This is a genomic window from Nioella sp. MMSF_3534, from assembly GCF_030732985.1.
Classification (GTDB): Bacteria; Pseudomonadota; Alphaproteobacteria; order Rhodobacterales; family Rhodobacteraceae; genus Nioella.
This window is the reverse complement of the sequence record NZ_JASHJX010000027.1, coordinates 24,358-39,684: the sequence shown is the minus strand read 5'-3', so window position 1 is coordinate 39,684 and position 15,327 is coordinate 24,358. Positions and strand designations below refer to the sequence as shown.

Annotated in this window: 20 protein-coding genes; 6 read left to right on the top strand and 14 right to left on the bottom strand. The window is 64.1% G+C overall.

What is annotated here, in order from left to right; genetic code table 11:
* Window positions 1-2: 2 nt before the first annotated feature.
* Together plsY and RBB16_RS12515 are read left to right on the top strand one after the other, a co-directional pair.
* Window positions 3-611 (top strand): glycerol-3-phosphate 1-O-acyltransferase PlsY, encoded by a 609-nt coding sequence (plsY, locus tag RBB16_RS12520; RefSeq protein WP_371931243.1) that lies wholly within the window; start codon window positions 3-5, stop codon window positions 609-611.
* A 2-nt stretch (window positions 612-613) separates the two neighbouring features.
* Complete coding sequence (locus RBB16_RS12515) at window positions 614-904, top strand: hypothetical protein (protein ID WP_306046490.1); 291 nt, start codon at window positions 614-616, stop codon at window positions 902-904.
* Here the strand turns inward: RBB16_RS12515 and RBB16_RS12510 are convergent.
* On the bottom strand, window positions 901-1,146 hold the full coding sequence (locus tag RBB16_RS12510) for a hypothetical protein (RefSeq protein WP_306046489.1): 246 nt from the start codon (window positions 1,144-1,146) through the stop codon (window positions 901-903). The genes RBB16_RS12515 and RBB16_RS12510 overlap by 4 nt on opposite strands.
* Window positions 1,147-1,353: 207 nt before the next feature.
* On the opposite strand from RBB16_RS12510, the gene RBB16_RS12505 reads away from it, so the two are divergent.
* Window positions 1,354-1,929, top strand: coding sequence for a DUF805 domain-containing protein (locus tag RBB16_RS12505; protein WP_306046488.1), 576 nt, complete (start codon window positions 1,354-1,356; stop codon window positions 1,927-1,929).
* Between the two features lie 3 nt (window positions 1,930-1,932).
* Here the strand turns inward: RBB16_RS12505 and RBB16_RS12500 are convergent, their stop codons facing one another.
* Genes RBB16_RS12500 through RBB16_RS12490 form a run of 3 tightly spaced genes read right to left on the bottom strand, consistent with a single transcriptional unit; the run spans window position 1,933 to window position 4,622 of the window.
* Window positions 1,933-3,303, bottom strand: a complete 1,371-nt coding sequence (locus RBB16_RS12500) for a glutamate--cysteine ligase (protein ID WP_306046487.1) — start codon at window positions 3,301-3,303, stop codon at window positions 1,933-1,935.
* A gap of 60 nt (window positions 3,304-3,363) precedes the next feature.
* A complete protein-coding gene (locus RBB16_RS12495) occupies window positions 3,364-3,897 on the bottom strand; it encodes a hypothetical protein (RefSeq protein ID WP_306046486.1) in 534 nt (177 codons plus the stop codon).
* Complete coding sequence (locus RBB16_RS12490) at window positions 3,894-4,622, bottom strand: 16S rRNA (uracil(1498)-N(3))-methyltransferase (RefSeq protein WP_306046485.1); 729 nt, start codon at window positions 4,620-4,622, stop codon at window positions 3,894-3,896. The genes RBB16_RS12495 and RBB16_RS12490 overlap by 4 nt, the downstream gene beginning before the upstream one ends.
* Before the next feature lie 12 nt (window positions 4,623-4,634).
* Here RBB16_RS12490 and ubiA point away from each other — a divergent pair, with 12 nt between their 5' ends.
* From ubiA to RBB16_RS12475, 3 genes are read left to right on the top strand one after another with little or no spacing between them, the layout of a single operon-like run.
* Entirely contained in the window at window positions 4,635-5,606 is a 972-nt protein-coding gene (gene ubiA / locus RBB16_RS12485; RefSeq protein WP_306046484.1) for a 4-hydroxybenzoate octaprenyltransferase, read from the top strand.
* Window positions 5,607-5,657: 51 nt separating this feature from the next.
* The gene (locus RBB16_RS12480) at window positions 5,658-7,592 is read left to right on the top strand and encodes an OmpA family protein (protein ID WP_306046483.1); all 1,935 of its coding nucleotides are present in this window, start codon (window positions 5,658-5,660) and stop codon (window positions 7,590-7,592) included.
* Window positions 7,589-7,915 carry a hypothetical protein gene (locus RBB16_RS12475; protein WP_071691324.1) on the top strand — a complete coding sequence of 109 codons (327 nt, stop codon included), beginning with the start codon at window positions 7,589-7,591 and terminating at the stop codon, window positions 7,913-7,915. Before RBB16_RS12480 ends, RBB16_RS12475 begins: the two co-directional genes overlap by 4 nt.
* Window positions 7,916-8,297: 382 nt before the next feature.
* Here the strand turns inward: RBB16_RS12475 and RBB16_RS12470 are convergent, their stop codons facing one another.
* The 10 genes from RBB16_RS12470 to RBB16_RS12425 form a co-directional block, all read right to left on the bottom strand.
* Window positions 8,298-8,753: a molybdenum cofactor biosynthesis protein MoaE gene (locus tag RBB16_RS12470; protein WP_306046482.1), complete on the bottom strand. Its 456-nt coding sequence runs from the start codon at window positions 8,751-8,753 to the stop codon at window positions 8,298-8,300.
* 1 nt (window position 8,754) lies between these two features.
* Window positions 8,755-9,003 carry a molybdopterin converting factor subunit 1 gene (moaD, locus tag RBB16_RS12465; RefSeq protein ID WP_306046481.1) on the bottom strand — a complete coding sequence of 83 codons (249 nt, stop codon included), beginning with the start codon at window positions 9,001-9,003 and terminating at the stop codon, window positions 8,755-8,757.
* A complete protein-coding gene (pgsA, locus tag RBB16_RS12460; protein WP_306046480.1) occupies window positions 8,996-9,667 on the bottom strand; it encodes a CDP-diacylglycerol--glycerol-3-phosphate 3-phosphatidyltransferase in 672 nt (223 codons plus the stop codon). Before pgsA ends, moaD begins: the two co-directional genes overlap by 8 nt.
* Before the next feature lie 76 nt (window positions 9,668-9,743).
* A complete protein-coding gene (gene uvrC, locus RBB16_RS12455; protein ID WP_306046479.1) occupies window positions 9,744-11,612 on the bottom strand; it encodes an excinuclease ABC subunit UvrC in 1,869 nt (622 codons plus the stop codon).
* A gap of 310 nt (window positions 11,613-11,922) precedes the next feature.
* Complete coding sequence (locus RBB16_RS12450; RefSeq protein WP_306046478.1) at window positions 11,923-12,699, bottom strand: SDR family oxidoreductase; 777 nt, start codon at window positions 12,697-12,699, stop codon at window positions 11,923-11,925.
* A gap of 13 nt (window positions 12,700-12,712) precedes the next feature.
* Window positions 12,713-13,672: a calcium/sodium antiporter gene (locus tag RBB16_RS12445; protein ID WP_131541900.1), complete on the bottom strand. Its 960-nt coding sequence runs from the start codon at window positions 13,670-13,672 to the stop codon at window positions 12,713-12,715.
* Window positions 13,673-13,678: 6 nt separating this feature from the next.
* Entirely contained in the window at window positions 13,679-13,879 is a 201-nt protein-coding gene (locus RBB16_RS12440; RefSeq protein WP_306046477.1) for a hypothetical protein, read from the bottom strand.
* A 1-nt stretch (window position 13,880) separates the two neighbouring features.
* Complete coding sequence (locus RBB16_RS12435) at window positions 13,881-14,681, bottom strand: S49 family peptidase (RefSeq protein ID WP_306046476.1); 801 nt, start codon at window positions 14,679-14,681, stop codon at window positions 13,881-13,883.
* A 95-nt stretch (window positions 14,682-14,776) separates the two neighbouring features.
* On the bottom strand, window positions 14,777-15,046 hold the full coding sequence (locus tag RBB16_RS12430) for a Txe/YoeB family addiction module toxin (protein ID WP_306046475.1): 270 nt from the start codon (window positions 15,044-15,046) through the stop codon (window positions 14,777-14,779).
* The gene (locus tag RBB16_RS12425) at window positions 15,043-15,294 is read right to left on the bottom strand and encodes a type II toxin-antitoxin system prevent-host-death family antitoxin (RefSeq protein WP_306046474.1); all 252 of its coding nucleotides are present in this window, start codon (window positions 15,292-15,294) and stop codon (window positions 15,043-15,045) included. Before RBB16_RS12425 ends, RBB16_RS12430 begins: the two co-directional genes overlap by 4 nt.
* Between the last annotated feature and the right edge of the window lie 33 nt (window positions 15,295-15,327).

Below are 15,327 nucleotides of genomic sequence, written 5' to 3'. Positions count from 1 at the left end.
TGCTGCCTGTGTTCGAGACCTCTGCCGCCCTCTTGGCTTTCACCGCCGGGCTGGCCTATCTGCTCGGCTCGGTGCCCTTCGGGCTGGTGATGGCGCGGCTCTTCGGGTTGGGCGATATCCGCCAGATCGGGTCGGGCAATATCGGGGCCACCAATGTGCTGCGCACGGGCAACAAGCCCGCCGCCGCGCTGACCCTGCTGCTGGATGCAGGCAAGGGCGGCATCGCGGTGCTGATCGCGCGCTACGCGCTGGCAGAGGATGCCGCGCAGATCGCGGGCTTTGCGGCCTTCCTGGGCCATTGCTTCCCGATCTTTCTGGGCTTCAAGGGCGGCAAGGGCGTGGCGACCTTCCTCGGCACCCTGCTGGCGTTGTTCTGGCCCGCCGGGATCGCGGCCTGCCTGACATGGGCGCTTGTCGCGGGCGTCTTCCGCATTTCCTCGCTGTCTGCTCTGGTTGCCGCCGCTCTGTCGCCGGTCTGGGTCAGCGTTCTTGGCATGCCGTCCGCCGGATTGGCCACCGCGCTTCTGGCGGCGCTGATCTTCATGCGCCATGACGCCAATATCAAACGCCTGATCGCAGGCGAGGAACCCCGGATCGGTCGCAAGGGTTGACCTTGCAGGCGTTTCTCAACGCTTTCGACACGCTGCCCTTCGGCACCTTTACGGGCACGTCCCATGGCCGCCGCTATGTCGTTGTGAAATCTGGGTTTTCAGGGGGAGCCAGTCAGAAACTGGTGGCCGAGGAACTGGGCGGCACGGACTACATCAGCCTGAACCTCTATCGCACCCGTTCCGGCGCGTTGCTGCGGCCCTGCGAAATGCCCGAGGCGAAGGTGATCGGTTTCGTGCTGGACCTCAGGATAGACGCTGCGCCTTATGGCGGGCGCAGCGTCAGTGTGCCTTAGCCACGGCTTTCGAGAATGTCGGCCGTCCGCTTGGTGTTGTGGTAAATGCCGAGGAACAGGTACATCATGCCGCCCATCAGGACCACGTAAAGCCCGCCGAAGATCAACAGTCCGAGACCCTGCAGGAAACCGCCCATCGGGCTGAACATGGTGAACAGGGCGCCACCGACCACGCCGATGATCATCAGCACAACGATGACGGTGATCAGTTTATCCAACGCACCAATAAAAAAATCGCGCATTTCCAGAGCTCCTTGATTGTAAACAGTGACTGTAAGAGAGCCGAAACCCGAAATCGGTTCAATAAAAACTTCCCCGAAGCCTTTTTCGGGACATCCAAGGTCGATCCGGTCCGCCAAAGCCGCAGAGCGGACCCGGGACTGCCCCACTCCGGCCATAGTCGCGTGGCCCAATGGGCACGAATGAGTATTCGTGATCCAGAGGACCGCATGGGATTTTTCGGCGCCATCAAGACCTGCTACAAGAAAAGCTTCACCTTCTCGGGCCGCGCCACGCGGTCGGAATACTGGTGGTTTGCCCTGTTTCAGGCCCTTCTGGGCATCGGTGGCACGATCTGGTTCATGAGCTACCTCTTCGCCAATCCGCAGATCCTGGAGGACATGAAACACAGCGGCACCCTGCCCGCCGGGTTCATGAACAATTTCTGGATCTTCACCGCAGCGCATTTCCTGCTGTTCTTCATGCCCAGCCTCTCGGCCATGGTCCGGCGCCTGCATGACACCGACCGCAGCGGCTGGTGGTATTTCATCATGTTCGTGCCGCTGATCGGCGGTATCTGGATGCTGGTGCTGCTCTGCCTGCCGGGCAGCAACGGGCGCAACACCTATGGCCCCGATCCGCTCGGCCCCCGCCGCCGCCTGAACGATCACCCCGCCCTGATGGGAGAGTTGGACCCAGAGATCAAGGCCGCGATGCGCGCGCAGCAGCAGGCCGATTTCAAGGCCTACTACCAGTCGCGTGTGCTGCCGGAAATCCAGCGCAACAAGGCTGCGCGCGGGGTCTGAGCGTCAGTAGCTGAACTCGGAATAGATCCGGGTCAGGTCGCCGTTCCAATCGCCATTATAATGCGCCAGCAATTCGTCGGCAGGCACCTGACCGCTTTCGATGCTTTCTTTCAGCGCATTCAGGAAATGGGTCTCATCGGGCACCAATCCGCCTGCGCCGGGGCGGGCGCGGGCCTTCAGCCCCGCCTCGGAAATCGCCACCGCCTCGCGGGCGAGGTCATGCATGCGGATGCCCGCAACCTCGGCTTGCAGACCGTCGATCGACGCCGCCACCCGCAGCGCCTCGCGCGTTTCCGCGTCCCAGCCCTTGACCAGATCCCAGGCCGCATCCAGCGCCGACTGGTCATAGAGCAGCCCCACCCAGAAGGCCGGCAACGCGCAGAGCCTGCGCCACGGGCCGCCATCGGCCCCGCGCATCTCGATGAATTTCTTGATCCGCGCCTCGGGGAAGACCGTGGTCAGGTGGTCGGCCCAATCGGACAGCGTCGGCGTCTCGCCCGGCAGCGCGGGCAGCTTGCCTTTCAGGAAGTCGCGGAAGGACTGGCCGAGCGCGTTGATATACTGCCCGTCGCGGTAGACGAAATACATCGGCACATCGAGCGCATATTCCACCCACCGTTCAAACCCGAAGCCCTCCTCGAACACGAAAGGCAGCATCCCGGTGCGGTCGGCATCCAGATCGCGCCAGACCCGGCTGCGCCAGGATTTGTGGCCATTTACCTTACCGTCCAGGAAGGGCGAATTGGCGAACAGGGCCGTGGCCACCGGTTGCAGCGCCAGCGCCACGCGCAGTTTCTGCACCATGTCGGCCTCGGATCCGAAATCGAGGTTCACCTGAACGGTGCAGGTCCGGCGCATCATGGTGGTGCCCATGGTGCCGACCTTTTGCATATAGCCGTCCATCAGCTTGTAGCGCCCCTTGGGCATCAGCGGCATGTCTTCATGCGACCAGATCGGGGCCGCGCCCAGACCGATGAAACCCACGCCGATCCTGTCGGCGATATCCTTCACGTCGCGCAGGTGGTCGTTCACCTCGTCACAGGTCTGGTGGATGGTTTCCAGCGGCGCGCCCGACAGTTCAAGCTGCCCGCCCGGTTCCAAGCTGATATTGGCACCATCCTTGGTCAGGCCAATCAGGTTGCCGCCCTCGATCAGCGGGTCCCAGCCATGGCCGTCGCGCAACCCCTCCAGCACGGCGAGGATCGACCGGTCCCCTGCATAGGGCAACGGCTTCAGCGTGTCCTTGCAGTAGCCGAACTTCTCGTGCTCGGTGCCGATGCGCCAGTCTTCCTTCGGCTTGCAGCCATCGGCGAGATATTCCGCCAGTTGTTCGTGCCGTTCGATCGGGCCGCCGCCGGATTGGGGGATGGACATGGGGGCTGCTCCTGCACTGTCGCTTTCAGGGGCCCTTGATGGGTGCAAATGCAGGCGGTGTCAATTCAGCGCCTGAGGCCAGCCGAGCCCGTCTTCGCGTTCCCAGATCAGCAGCAGATCATTGCCGGCGCGGTTCAGTTTCCACACCATTTGCCCGGTATGGATACCCGGCAGCCGCAGGAACGCGTCAAACAGTCGGTCCGCCCCGGTGGCATTCACCGGAATGTGAACCGGTGCCGCATGGTTCTGGCGCAGGACCCAGACCGGCGGGCGGCTGCGACCGTCCAGCATCAGGACGGTCATATCCTCGATGTCGATCACGCCACCATCCAAAGGCCCCATATAGGTCACGCGCCCTTCATCCAGCGTCACGATGCCCGGCCCGATGGCCGCCTGCCGGAACCGCCCGCGCTGAATGCCGCCCCACAGCAGGAAAAGCCCGATGGCGGAAAAGGCAATGCCCACGCCCAGAATGATGACAGTGAGCGCCGCCAGTGCCACGAAGCCCCCCACGGCCAGCACCGCCAGCCCAATCAGCGCCTCGCGCCAGCGGCGCAGGGTGGCCATCGCCTCGGGTCGGAAGAAACCGCTCACCAGTCGCCCCGCGTGCTCTGGAACAGCGCCAGCGCCGCGACGGCGGCGGTATCGGCGCGCAGGATGCGCGGGCCGAGGCTGATGGCGGTCGTGGCCGGGTGGGCGGTCAGCCGTGCGCGCTCGGCGTCGGAAAACCCGCCCTCGGGGCCGATCAGGATCGCCCATTTGTCTCCCTCGGGCGCAGCCTCAAGCGCCGCCCGCGCGCCCACGAGGCTTTCGTCGCAGAATATGAGCTGCCGGTCGTCGGGCCAGTCCCCCAAAAGGCGGTCAAGCTTCTGCAACTCCTCCACCGGTGGCACGTAGGTGCCACCGCATTGCTCGGCCGCCTCCACCGCGTGGGCCTGCAACCTGTCTTGGCGGATCCGTTCCGAATTGGTGAAGTCCGTCTGCACGGGCAGGATCCGCGCAGCGCCCATCTCGGCGGCCTTTTCCACGATGAAATCGGTGCGCGCCTTCTTGATCGGCGCGAAGAGCAGCCAAAGGTCCGGCGGCGACATCTGCGGCGCGGCCTGTTCGCGGCAGTCCAGCACGCCGCCGCGCTTTCCGGCCTCTACGACCTCCGCGGTCCACTCCCCGTTATGGCCATCAAACAGCGCCACCTCGGCCCCGACACCAAGCCGCATCACCCCAAACAGGTAATGCGCCTGTTCCCGCGACAAGGGAACCGTTTGCCCTTGCCCAAGCGGATGCTCTACGAAGAGCCGTATCTTTGCACGCGACGACATGGGACGGACCTTATGACCGGCTTGAACGAAACGCCAGAGGGACAGGTGCATGACGCCGTGCGCGGCAATTGGGTGGACCGGCTGGCGCCCGCGTGGTCCCGGCCCTATCTGCGCCTGTCGCGGGCCGACCGGCCGATCGGCACATGGCTGCTGCTTCTGCCCTGCTGGTGGGGCGTGGGGCTGGCCGCTGCCGCCACAACACCCAGATGGGAAGACCTGTGGATCGCGCTTGGCTGCGGCATGGGCGCGTTCCTGATGCGCGGCGCGGGCTGCACGTGGAACGACATCACCGACCGCGATTTCGACGCCGCCGTGGCGCGCACAAGGTCGCGGCCCATCCCGTCCGGGCAGGTCAGTGTGAAGCAGGCCTTCGCGTGGCTCGCCATACAGGCTTTGGTGGCCTTTGCGATCCTGCTGAGTTTCAACAATGCGGCGATCCTGATGGGCATCATCGCGCTGCTGCCGGTGGTCATCTACCCCTTCGCCAAACGCTTCACCTGGTGGCCGCAGGTGTTTCTGGGCATTGCCTTCAACTGGGGGGCGTTGCTGGCATGGGTGGCCCATACAGGCAGTCTTTCCTGGCCTCCCGTCGTCCTGTACCTCGCGGGCATGGCGTGGACGATCTTCTACGACACAATCTATGCCCATCAGGACAAGGAAGACGACGCACTGATCGGCGTGAAATCCACCGCGCGGCTCTTCGGGGACAACACAAAACCCATCCTGCGCGGCTTTCTGGTGCTGTCGGTGGCGCTTATGGCGGTGGCCATCATCGGCGCTCTGACGCCTTCGGCGGGTATCCTGTCGCTGGTGCTGGCGCTTGTCGGGGCATGGGGCTTTGGCTGGCACATGGTCTGGCAGATGGGGCGGCTGGATATCGACGACCCGGATGTGTGCATGCACCTCTTTCGTGCCAATCGCGACGCGGGTCTTATTCCTGCGCTGTTTTTTGCCGCCGCAGCGCTCGTTTCATTGAACCTCTAGGGCCTAGCCGTTAAAGCAGATGCAATTGATCTTGGGGCAGTCACGGGACGCATGCGTTTAGCCTTTCATTTCGCCGCTTTGGGGGCCTTCGCGCTTGCCGCCGTGCTCAGCCTGTTCATGGCCGTGTTCGGGGCGCGTCAGATCGAGCAACAATCGGTGCAGGCGGTCAATTTCGCCATGCGCGAAGACGGGCTCGACTGGGTCGAAATCGGGGCCGACGGGCTGCGCGTGCTGATGGCTGGGACCGCCCCGGATGAAGCCGCGCGCTTCCATGCTCTGCGCCGCGCCGCCGAGATCGTGGACACCGACCGCATCATCGACAACATGGACGTGCTGGACCCCGAAGGGATCGAACCGCCGCGCTTTTCGCTGGAGATGCTGCGCAACGATGACGGGGTGTCGCTGATCGGGCTGGTGCCGACCGCCGATGGCGATGACAATCTGACCACGGGGATCAACGAACTGGCCGATGGCCTGCACGTGGCCAACATGGTCGAAACCGCCGCTTTCCCGGTGCCCGCCGGATGGCCCCCTGCCCTGCGTTTCGGCCTGCTGGCCCTGGCGGAACTGCCGCGCGCCAAGGTATCCGTCTATGACGGGCAGGTGGTGGTCGAGGCCGTGGCCGACAGCCGCCAGCAGCGTGACCAGTGGCAACAGTTCCTTGAGGAAAACCGCCCCTCTTCGGTCCGGCTGGTGCTGGATATCTCGGCTCCTCGCCCGGTGATCACGCCGTTTACCTTGCGCTATGTCCAATCCGCTGGCGGTGGCCGGTTCGAAGCCTGTTCCGCCGGCACCGAAGACAGCCTTAACCGCATCCTGACCGCCGCGCGCAATGCCGGGCTGACCGGGCAGGAAAGCTGCCGCATCGGCCTTGGCGTGCCGTCGCCCAACTGGGCCACCGCCGTCGAAATGGCGATTGCCGCCGTCAGCCGGTTCGAGGATGCGACCGTGACCTTCTCGGATGCCGATATCACGCTGATCGTGGCGCAGGGCACGCCGTCGGATCTTTTCGACGAGGTGATCGGCGAACTTGACGCCGCCCTGCCGGAGGTCTTTTCGCTCCACGCCGTCCTGCCCGACCCGCCCCCCGAGGAAGAGGCCGAAGACGGCCTGCCGACCTTTACGGCCACCCGCAGCCCCGAGGGCTATGTGCAACTGCGTGGGCGCCTGCCCGATGAGCGGATCACCGAGGCCGTGCAAGCCTATGCCACCGCGCTTTTCGGCCGCCAGAACACCTATGTGGCAACCCGAATTGACGAAGACCTGCCGGGCGGTTGGACCCTGCGGGTGATGGCCGGGCTGGAGGCGATGGCACAGCTGCATAACGGGGCCGTCGTGGTGGAGCCCGACACCGTGCGCATCCGGGGCAATTCCGGCAGCGAAAGCACCACCTCTGACCTGAGCCAGTTGATGAGCGAGCTTCTGGGGGCTGCCGAGGGGTTCGAGATCGACGTGACCTATGTGGCCAGCCTCGACCCGCAGACCGGGCTTTTGACGCCGCAACAATGCCTCGACCGGATCAACACGATCCTCAACCAGCGCAAGATCACTTTCGATCCCGGATCGGTCGAGATCAACGAGGAAACCGGCCGTATCCTTGATGACCTGGCCGAGATCCTGCCCGACTGTTCCCATGTGGATATGGAGATCGGCGGCCATACCGACAGCCAGGGCCGCGAGGAGATGAACCTGCGGCTGAGCCAGGGCCGCGCCGATGCGGTGCTGAACGGGTTGCTGGCACGCCGGGTACTGACCGCCAACCTGACCGCGCAGGGCTATGGCGAGACGCGGCCCATTGCCGACAATGACAGCGAAGACGGGCGCGAGACCAACCGGCGGATCGAATTCCTGCTGGCCAGCGACGTGGCGGAACGCGAGGCACGCGAGGCCGCCGAGGCCCGCGCACAGCTGCTGGCCGATGCCCCCCGGCCCGTGATGCGCCCCGATAACCTAGTGCCCGCAGAGGCCGAGGAGGACACCGAATGAACCGCACCGAATTCATCGTGGTGATCGCGATCATCCTCTTCGTGGCCTTCGCGCTTGGCTGGTTCGCGAACTGGCTGGTGCACCGGCTGACGCGGGTCTCGGGCGTCGACATGAACGAGCTGGAGGAGATGGCCAAGGCGCTGCATGACGCGGAAGAGACCCGCGACCAGGCGATTTCCTATCTGCAGCACCGCGAGGCGGAGCTGACCAACCAGATCACCCAGACCGAGGCCGAGCTGCGGGCGGCCATGGAGGGCCTGCGCGAGGCGCGTCAGGAAGCTGAAGAGCTGCGCATCCACGTGGAACAGCAGAACCAGGGGTAGGCGGTTTCGCCGACTGCGTCGTCGACCCGGGAACGGCCCTTCTCAGGCCCCTTTGGGGCCCTCGTCGGGCCGTGTTGCCACGGACATGTGGCTGCTGGTTATATCTCTGTCATCGGGTCGTGCTTGTGGAGGGGTTTGGATGCCTCCGGCGGGAGTATTTTTGCAAAGAAGAAGGGGAGAGTTCACGAATTCTTAGGGGATTTGTGTTGTCCTGCCGGTCAAGCGCTTGCCGGGTGACGCCGGTTCCGGATCACGAGGGGATTTTCGGGCCATTGCCGAAGACAGCCCCGAAAGGGCCAAGGCAGGCCGGTTCCACGCCCATTCTGCCCCGCATCTCTGCGGCGCCGCAGTCCTTTCGACGTATATCGGTCAGATGATGAGCCTATTGCTGCTGCCAGCGCGCGAGGGCGTCTTCATCCTCGTCGCGGGCCGCGACCCATGCCGCGCCCTCGCCCGTGATTTCCTTCTTCCAGAACGGCGCGCGGGATTTCAGGTAATCCATCAGGAATTCCGCCGCCGCGAAGGCATCGGCCCGGTGGCGCGAGGCGGTGGCGACCATCATGATCGTCTCGCCCTGCCCCATACGCCCATGGCGGTGCAGGATGAAGGCATCAGCCAGTTGCCAGCGGGTCATCGCCTCCCCGGCGATCTTCGCCAGCGCCTTTTCGGTCATGCCCGGGTAGTGCTCGATCTCCATCGCGTCGAGATCGCCGGTGGCCACATCGCGCACGATACCGGAAAAGCTGACCACCGCGCCCGCATTCGCCTGCCGCGCGGCAAAGCGGTTGAGCATCTCGCCCATGTCGAAGGGATCGGACTGAACGATGATCTCGGGCATCTCAGCCCCCGGTCATCGGCGGAAAGAAGGCGACTTCCTTCGCGCCCGCAATCGGCGCGTCCAGATCGACCAGATCCTGATCCACCGCCGCGCGGATGGCCTTGAGGTCGGAGAACGCAAAGGCATAGCCCTCGTCCCGCGCCTTAAGTTCCTCGATCAGCTCGGCCACCGTGGCGGCTTGCGTTTCCACCTGCTCATGCCCTGTGCCCACGCGTTCGCGCAGCCAGGCGAAATAGCGCAGCTCAATCATGCGGCTCCTCCCTCAGATGCGGCATGGCCTTGGCGAGGTAGTCCACCCCTGTCACAACCGTCAGTGTCGCCGCAAGCCACAGCAGGACGATGCCGCCATAATAGGCCCGGTTGGCCCATTTGCTGAGGGCCACTAGGTGGAACTCATCCTCGACCTCTCCTGCAAAGATCTGGGCGACGATCTCGGGCGACATGCCGATCACGTTCATGCCGAAATGATGCTCGAAAATCCCGTAGGAAAACAGCACCGCGATGGCGACCATCTGCACGGTGGTTTTCCACTTGGCCAGTTTCGTCACGCTGAGCGTGCCCGCCTTGTTGCCGAGGAATTCGCGCAGGCCCGAGACGAAGACCTCTCGGAACAGGATCGCGGCGACGGGCAGGATCAGCAGCGGCTGGAAACCGAAGAGCCCCATCAGCGTGGCCAGGGCGATGATCACCATCGCCTTGTCGGCAATCGGGTCGAGCATGGCGCCGAACCGGCTGTGCTGTTTCCAAAGACGCGCCAGATAGCCGTCGAGCCAATCGGTCAGGGCCGCCGTGACGAAGAGGATCAGGGCGACCCAATCGGCATAGGGGCGCGGCAGGATCAGGAAGATGATCGCAACGCCGGGGGCGGCGGCAAGCCGCGCGACTGTCAGGATATTTGGCAAGGTCCATCGCATGGCCAAGCATTAGCGCGGTTGCGGGGGCGGGACCAGCCCCGGCGGCAACGCCCCGCGCGATTTTGCGCGCATGGGGTCAGCCTTTTTCATGGAAGAAATCATAGATCGTTTCGGCCAGCGCGTCCGAGATGCCGTCGACGGCCTTCAGATCGGCGAGGTCGGCGCGGCTGACCGCCTTGGCGCTGCCGAAATGGGCCAGCAAGGCGCGTTTGCGGGTGGCGCCGACGCCGGGCACGTCATCAAGCGGTGTCGCCCCGATGGCCTTGGCGCGCTTGGCGCGGTGCGTGCCGATGGCGAAGCGGTGCGCCTCGTCGCGCAGGCGCTGGACGAAATAGAGCACCGGATCATTGCGTTTCAGGGCAAAGGCAGTTTTGCCGGGGCGATAGAACTCCTCCTTGCCCGCATCGCGGTCGATCCCCTTGGCGACGCCGATGAAGGGCACGTCATCAATGCCCAGATCGGCAAGGATCTCCGCCACCGCGCTGACCTGCCCCGCGCCGCCGTCGATCAGCAGCAGGTCGGGCCAGGCGTCGCTTTCGCGGTCCGGGTCTTCTTTCAGCAGGCGCTTGAAGCGGCGGTTCAGCACCTCTTTCATCATGCCGAAATCGTCGCCCGGTGTCAGGCTGTCGCCCTTGATGTTGAACTTGCGGTACTGGCTTTTCAGGAACCCCTCGCGCCCCGCCACGATCATGCCGCCGACGGCGTTGGTGCCCTGAATGTGGGAATTGTCGTAGACCTCGATCCGCTCGGGCGGGTTTGCCAGCCCGAACGCCTCCGCCAGCCCATCCAGCAACCTGCCCTGGGTGGCGGCTTCGCTCATCTTGCGGGCGAGGCTTTCGCGGGCGTTCCGCGCGGCGAAGGACACCAGTTCGGCCTTTTCTCCCCTCAGCGGCACCAGCAATTCCACCTTGCGGCCGCGTTTTTCCGTCAATGCCTGGGCCATCAGGTCGGCGTTTTCGATGGGGTGCGACAGCAGGATCTGCCTCGGCAGCTCCTTCTCGTCGTAGAACTGTCCCAGGAAGGCCTCCAGCACCTCGGCCTCTTCCGCGCCGGACCCGGTGCGCGGGTAGAAATCGCGGTTGCCCCAGTTCTGGTTGGCGCGGATGAAGAAGACCTGAACGCAGGCTTGCCCGCCCTCCATATGCAGCGCGACCACATCAGCCTCGGCCACGCCGCGCGGGTTGATGCCCTGCACGCCCTGCACGGTCGTCAGCGCGCGGATGCGGTCCCGCAGGGCCGCGGCGCGCTCGAACTCCATCGCGTCGGACGCCGCCTGCATGTCACGCGCCAGCGCCTCCTGGATACGGCCGCCATTGCCCGACAGGAACCGCTCCGCGTCCTTCACCGACTGCGCGTAATCTTCCGCCGAGATCAGGCCGACACAGGGCCCGCTGCATCGCTTGATCTGGTACAGAAGACAGGGCCGCGTGCGGCTGTCGAAGGTCGCGTCGGAACAGTTGCGCAGCAAAAACACCTTTTGCAACTGGTTCAGAGTCCGGTTCACCGCGTCGGCGCTGGCGAAGGGACCGTAGTAATTGCCCTTCTCCTTTTTCGCACCGCGATGCTTCTTGATCTGCGGAAATGCGTGCGACCGGCTGACGAGGATGTTGGGGAAGCTCTTGTCGTCGCGCAGCAGCACGTTGTAGCGCGGTTTCAACTGCTTGATCAGGTTCTGTTCCAGCAGCAGCGCCTCGGTTTCCGTGCGCGTGGTCAGGAACATCATCTCGGTGGTTTCGCGGATCATCCGGGCGATCCGCGCGCTGTGGCCCGTGGGCTTGGCGTAATTCGCCACACGCTTTTTCAGGTTCCGCGCCTTGCCGACGTAGAGCACCCGCGCCTGTGCATCGAGCATGCGATACACACCCGGAGAGCCGTCGATTAGCTTCAGGTAAGAGGCGATCAATTCATGGCCGGTCAGCGGCATTTCAGAGGGCGTTTCAGACATCGTGATCCAGTTGAATCGATTCCATTGTCGGCTGCAACGATCCGGGGGCATGTTCAAGGAAAACCTTGTCCACGGTTTCTGTGGATAACCTTAGGGATAAAATGTTGGGATCGGTGATTTTTCCTTGTATTCGGCAGGGTTCATCGAATTGCCTAATTTTTAGGCACTCTTTTAATGCCCTGAAAACAAATGGAATTTTTCTTTCCACAGGCATGTTAAGGAAGCATGTCATAAAAGGGTCACGCCCCTGTTACCGTAGCGTTAACGGTGGAAAACTGCGAGCGACCTGTCGAAAAAGGCCAGTTCGGGCCTATTCGACGCCAAGGATATCGGGGGTCTGCCAGGCCAGGTGCTGGCCCCCGTCGACGCAGATCAGCTGCCCTGTAACCGCCCGCGCGGTCAGGAAATAATTCAGCGCCTGAACAATACCATCGGCATCCGATCCGCGGCCCAGAACGGTGGCCTTGCGCTGCCGTGCGAAATGGCTGTCGGACTGGCGCGTGCCCTGCATGGTCGGCCCCGGCCCGATGGCGTTGACGCGCACATGCGGGGCCAGCGCCTGCGCGGCGGTCCGGGTGAAGGCCCAAAGCCCCATCTTGGCGATGGTGTAGCTCATGAACTCGGGCGTCAGTTTCTGCACCCGCTGATCAACCATGTTGACCACCAGCCCCCGCGCCTGCGGTTCACCGTTTTCGTCCGGCTCCGCCGGGGGCATCTGGGCGGCCAGCGCCTGCGTCAGAACGACAGGCGCGCGCAGGTTGGATTCGATGTGCCTGTCCCAGCTGGACCGGGTCATCGACTGGATGTTGTCGTACTCGAATACGGACGCGTTGTTGACCAGCACCGTCACCGGCTGAGCGAGGGCCTCAACCGCGCGGGGCAGCAGGGCCTGAGTCTGGTCCTCGTCCAGCAGATCGGCCTGAAGCGTCACGGCCCGGCGGCCAAGGGCGCGGATGTCCTCTGCCGTGGCCTCGGCTTCATTCGCTGATCCGGCATAGTGGATGGCCACGTCATGGCCCGCCTCTGCCAGCGCCAACGCCATGGCCCGGCCAAGCCGCTTTGCCCCACCTGTCACGAGTGCGGTCATCCTTGCCCTCCGTTCAGCTCAGGACACTGATCACATAGATGAGGTACAGCGCGGTGAAAACCACCCCCACGACGCGGCCAAACACCCAACGGAAATACACGAACGGGATCAGCAGCAACGAGGCGGCCAGCATGATCCACAGATCGAAGGTCAGGATCTCCGCGTCGACCGGGATCGGCCCGACCAAGGACGCGACGCCGATGATCCCCAGAAGGTTGAAGATGTTCGACCCGATCACATTGCCAAGCGCCACTTCGGCATGACGGCGCAGGGCCGCCATGACGGTTGTGGCCAGTTCCGGCAGCGAGGTGCCAACGGCCACGAGGGTCAACCCAATGGCGGTTTCGCTGACGCCGAAACTGCGCGCGATCACCACCGAGCTATCCACCAGCAGATCGGCACCTAGCGGCAGGCCCACAAGCCCGAGCAAAAGGAAGACGACGATCTGCCACCAGGGCATGTCGGGGTCGGCGCCTTCCACATCCTCCAGCTCTTCCAATGCGGCGGCAGCGGCGCTGTCGCGCTTGTGCGACCGCGCTGTCCAGGCGGCTTCCCCCAGCATCAGCGCCAGACCCGCCAAAAGGATCAGCCCGTGCCACCATGTGAACGGACCGGCGAAGGCCAGCCCGATGAAAGCCAGGGTCGCAACCATCATGATCACGAAGTTGCGGCGGGTGTCGCATTGACTGGTATCCAGCCCTGACATCAGCGCAGGAATGCCCAGAACCAGCAGGATATTGGCGGTGTTCGACCCCACCACATTGCCAAGCGCCAGCCCCGGCACCCCGTCCAGGATGGCGCTGATCGAGATCAGAAGCTCGGGTGCCGAGGTGCCAAAGGCCACGATGGTCAGACTGACGATAAGTGCCGGGATGCCGAGACGCAGGCTCAGGTTCACCGCGCCCCTGACCAGCGTATCCCCTGCCAGCAGAAGGATCACGAGGCCAAGCCCCGCCAGAAGGAATTCGGTGATCAGCACTTAGTCGCGCCCCTCGTTGCAATTGCGGCAGGCCCCGCCCGTCACGTTGATCTGCCCGCAGGTGGGGCAGGTGCGGGGGCGGGGCAGGCTGCCCCGCTTGCGCCGCGTCACACGCCGCGCGCCACCCGGCCAGCGCAGACGCCCGAACATGGCCAGAACCGCCATGCCAACGAGGAAGAAGGTTGCGATCTTGACCAGCATGCTACAGCCCGTACCGCGCCCAGTTGGCGCGATCCTCGACCTGGCCCAGGGCCTCGGCCGTCAGGCTGGCACCGAAGCGCTGAAACAGGCCGCGCTTGGGGCCGTGGACAGCAAAGCGGGTCTTGTCGCCGTAAAGCTCTTTCATCTTGGGCACCAGATGGGCAATGCCATCGGCCAGCCCCAGATCGACGGCGCGCTGGCCCACCCAGAATTCACCGGTGAAGATATCGGCATCCTCTGCCAGCCGGTCACCCCGGCGCGTCTTCACATGGGCGATGAAGCTCTCGTGAATCTGCGCCTGAAGCCCTTTCAGCCGGGCGATGTCCTCGTCCCTCTCAGGGCGGAACGGGTCCAGCATGGACTTGTCCTTACCGGCGGTGTGGACGCGCCGTTCGATGCCGTGGCGGGTGATAAACTCATGCAGGCCGAAACTGGCCGAGATCACCCCGATCGAGCCCGCGATAGAGCTGTCGTCGAGCCAGATATGATCCGCCGCACAGGCCAGCCAATAGCCGCCCGAGGCCGCCACATCCTCGACGAAGGCATGGACGGGCACCTCCTTTTCCTCGGCCAGCCGCCGGATACGGGCGGCAATCAGCGAGGATTGCGCGGGCGAGCCGCCGGGCGAGTTGATCACCAGCGCCACGGCCTTTGGCTTGCCCTTGGCGAACGCCTTCTCGATGGCGGGGGCCATGGCCATGTCGTTCAGAACCCCGGCCCGGCTGCCGCTGGCAATGGGCCCGGTCAGCCGGATGACGGCGACAAGGGGGTCGGATGACATGAAGGGAATGAAACGTTTCATAAAGGCCCATGTAGCCATGCCCCCGCCACCCGGCAAGAGCGGCCCTCGCAGAATGCCGGGTCTGTGACCTGCCCGCCGCAACCGCGGCCAAGCAGTCAGTAGTGATAGCGTAGCTGTGCGATATTCAGCTGCTGCCCGACACCCTTGCCACTGACATTGTAGACGAAGCGATGTTCATCGGTGATCCGGCGCGACCACCAGCCCCGGAGATCGCCTTTCAAGGGCTCGGGCTTGCCTATCCCCTTGAAGGGTTGCCTTCGGGTGGCCTTGATCAACTCGTTGACCCGTTCAAGTCCCTTCGCAGTACTGCCGGACTGCCACCAGAGGTAGTCTTCCCAGGCCTCGTCCGAGAAGACGATCTTCAAAGATCCAGCTCACGCTCGGTTCCGTTCCCGGCAGAGAGCTGATCAATCGACCTGCGCAGGCGGCGCGCGTTTTTCGGGCTTTGCAGAAGGTGCAGCGTTTCCTGAATCGCGTTGTATTCCTCTAGCGAGATCATCACGACCGCCTCGCGGTTCTTGCGGGTCACGACAACCTCGCTCCGGTCATGAATGACGCGGTCCATCACGTCCTTCAGGGACGCGCGGGCATCGGTATAGGTCATGACGTCCATCGGCAGGCCTCCTTGATCATGTACAGGTATATG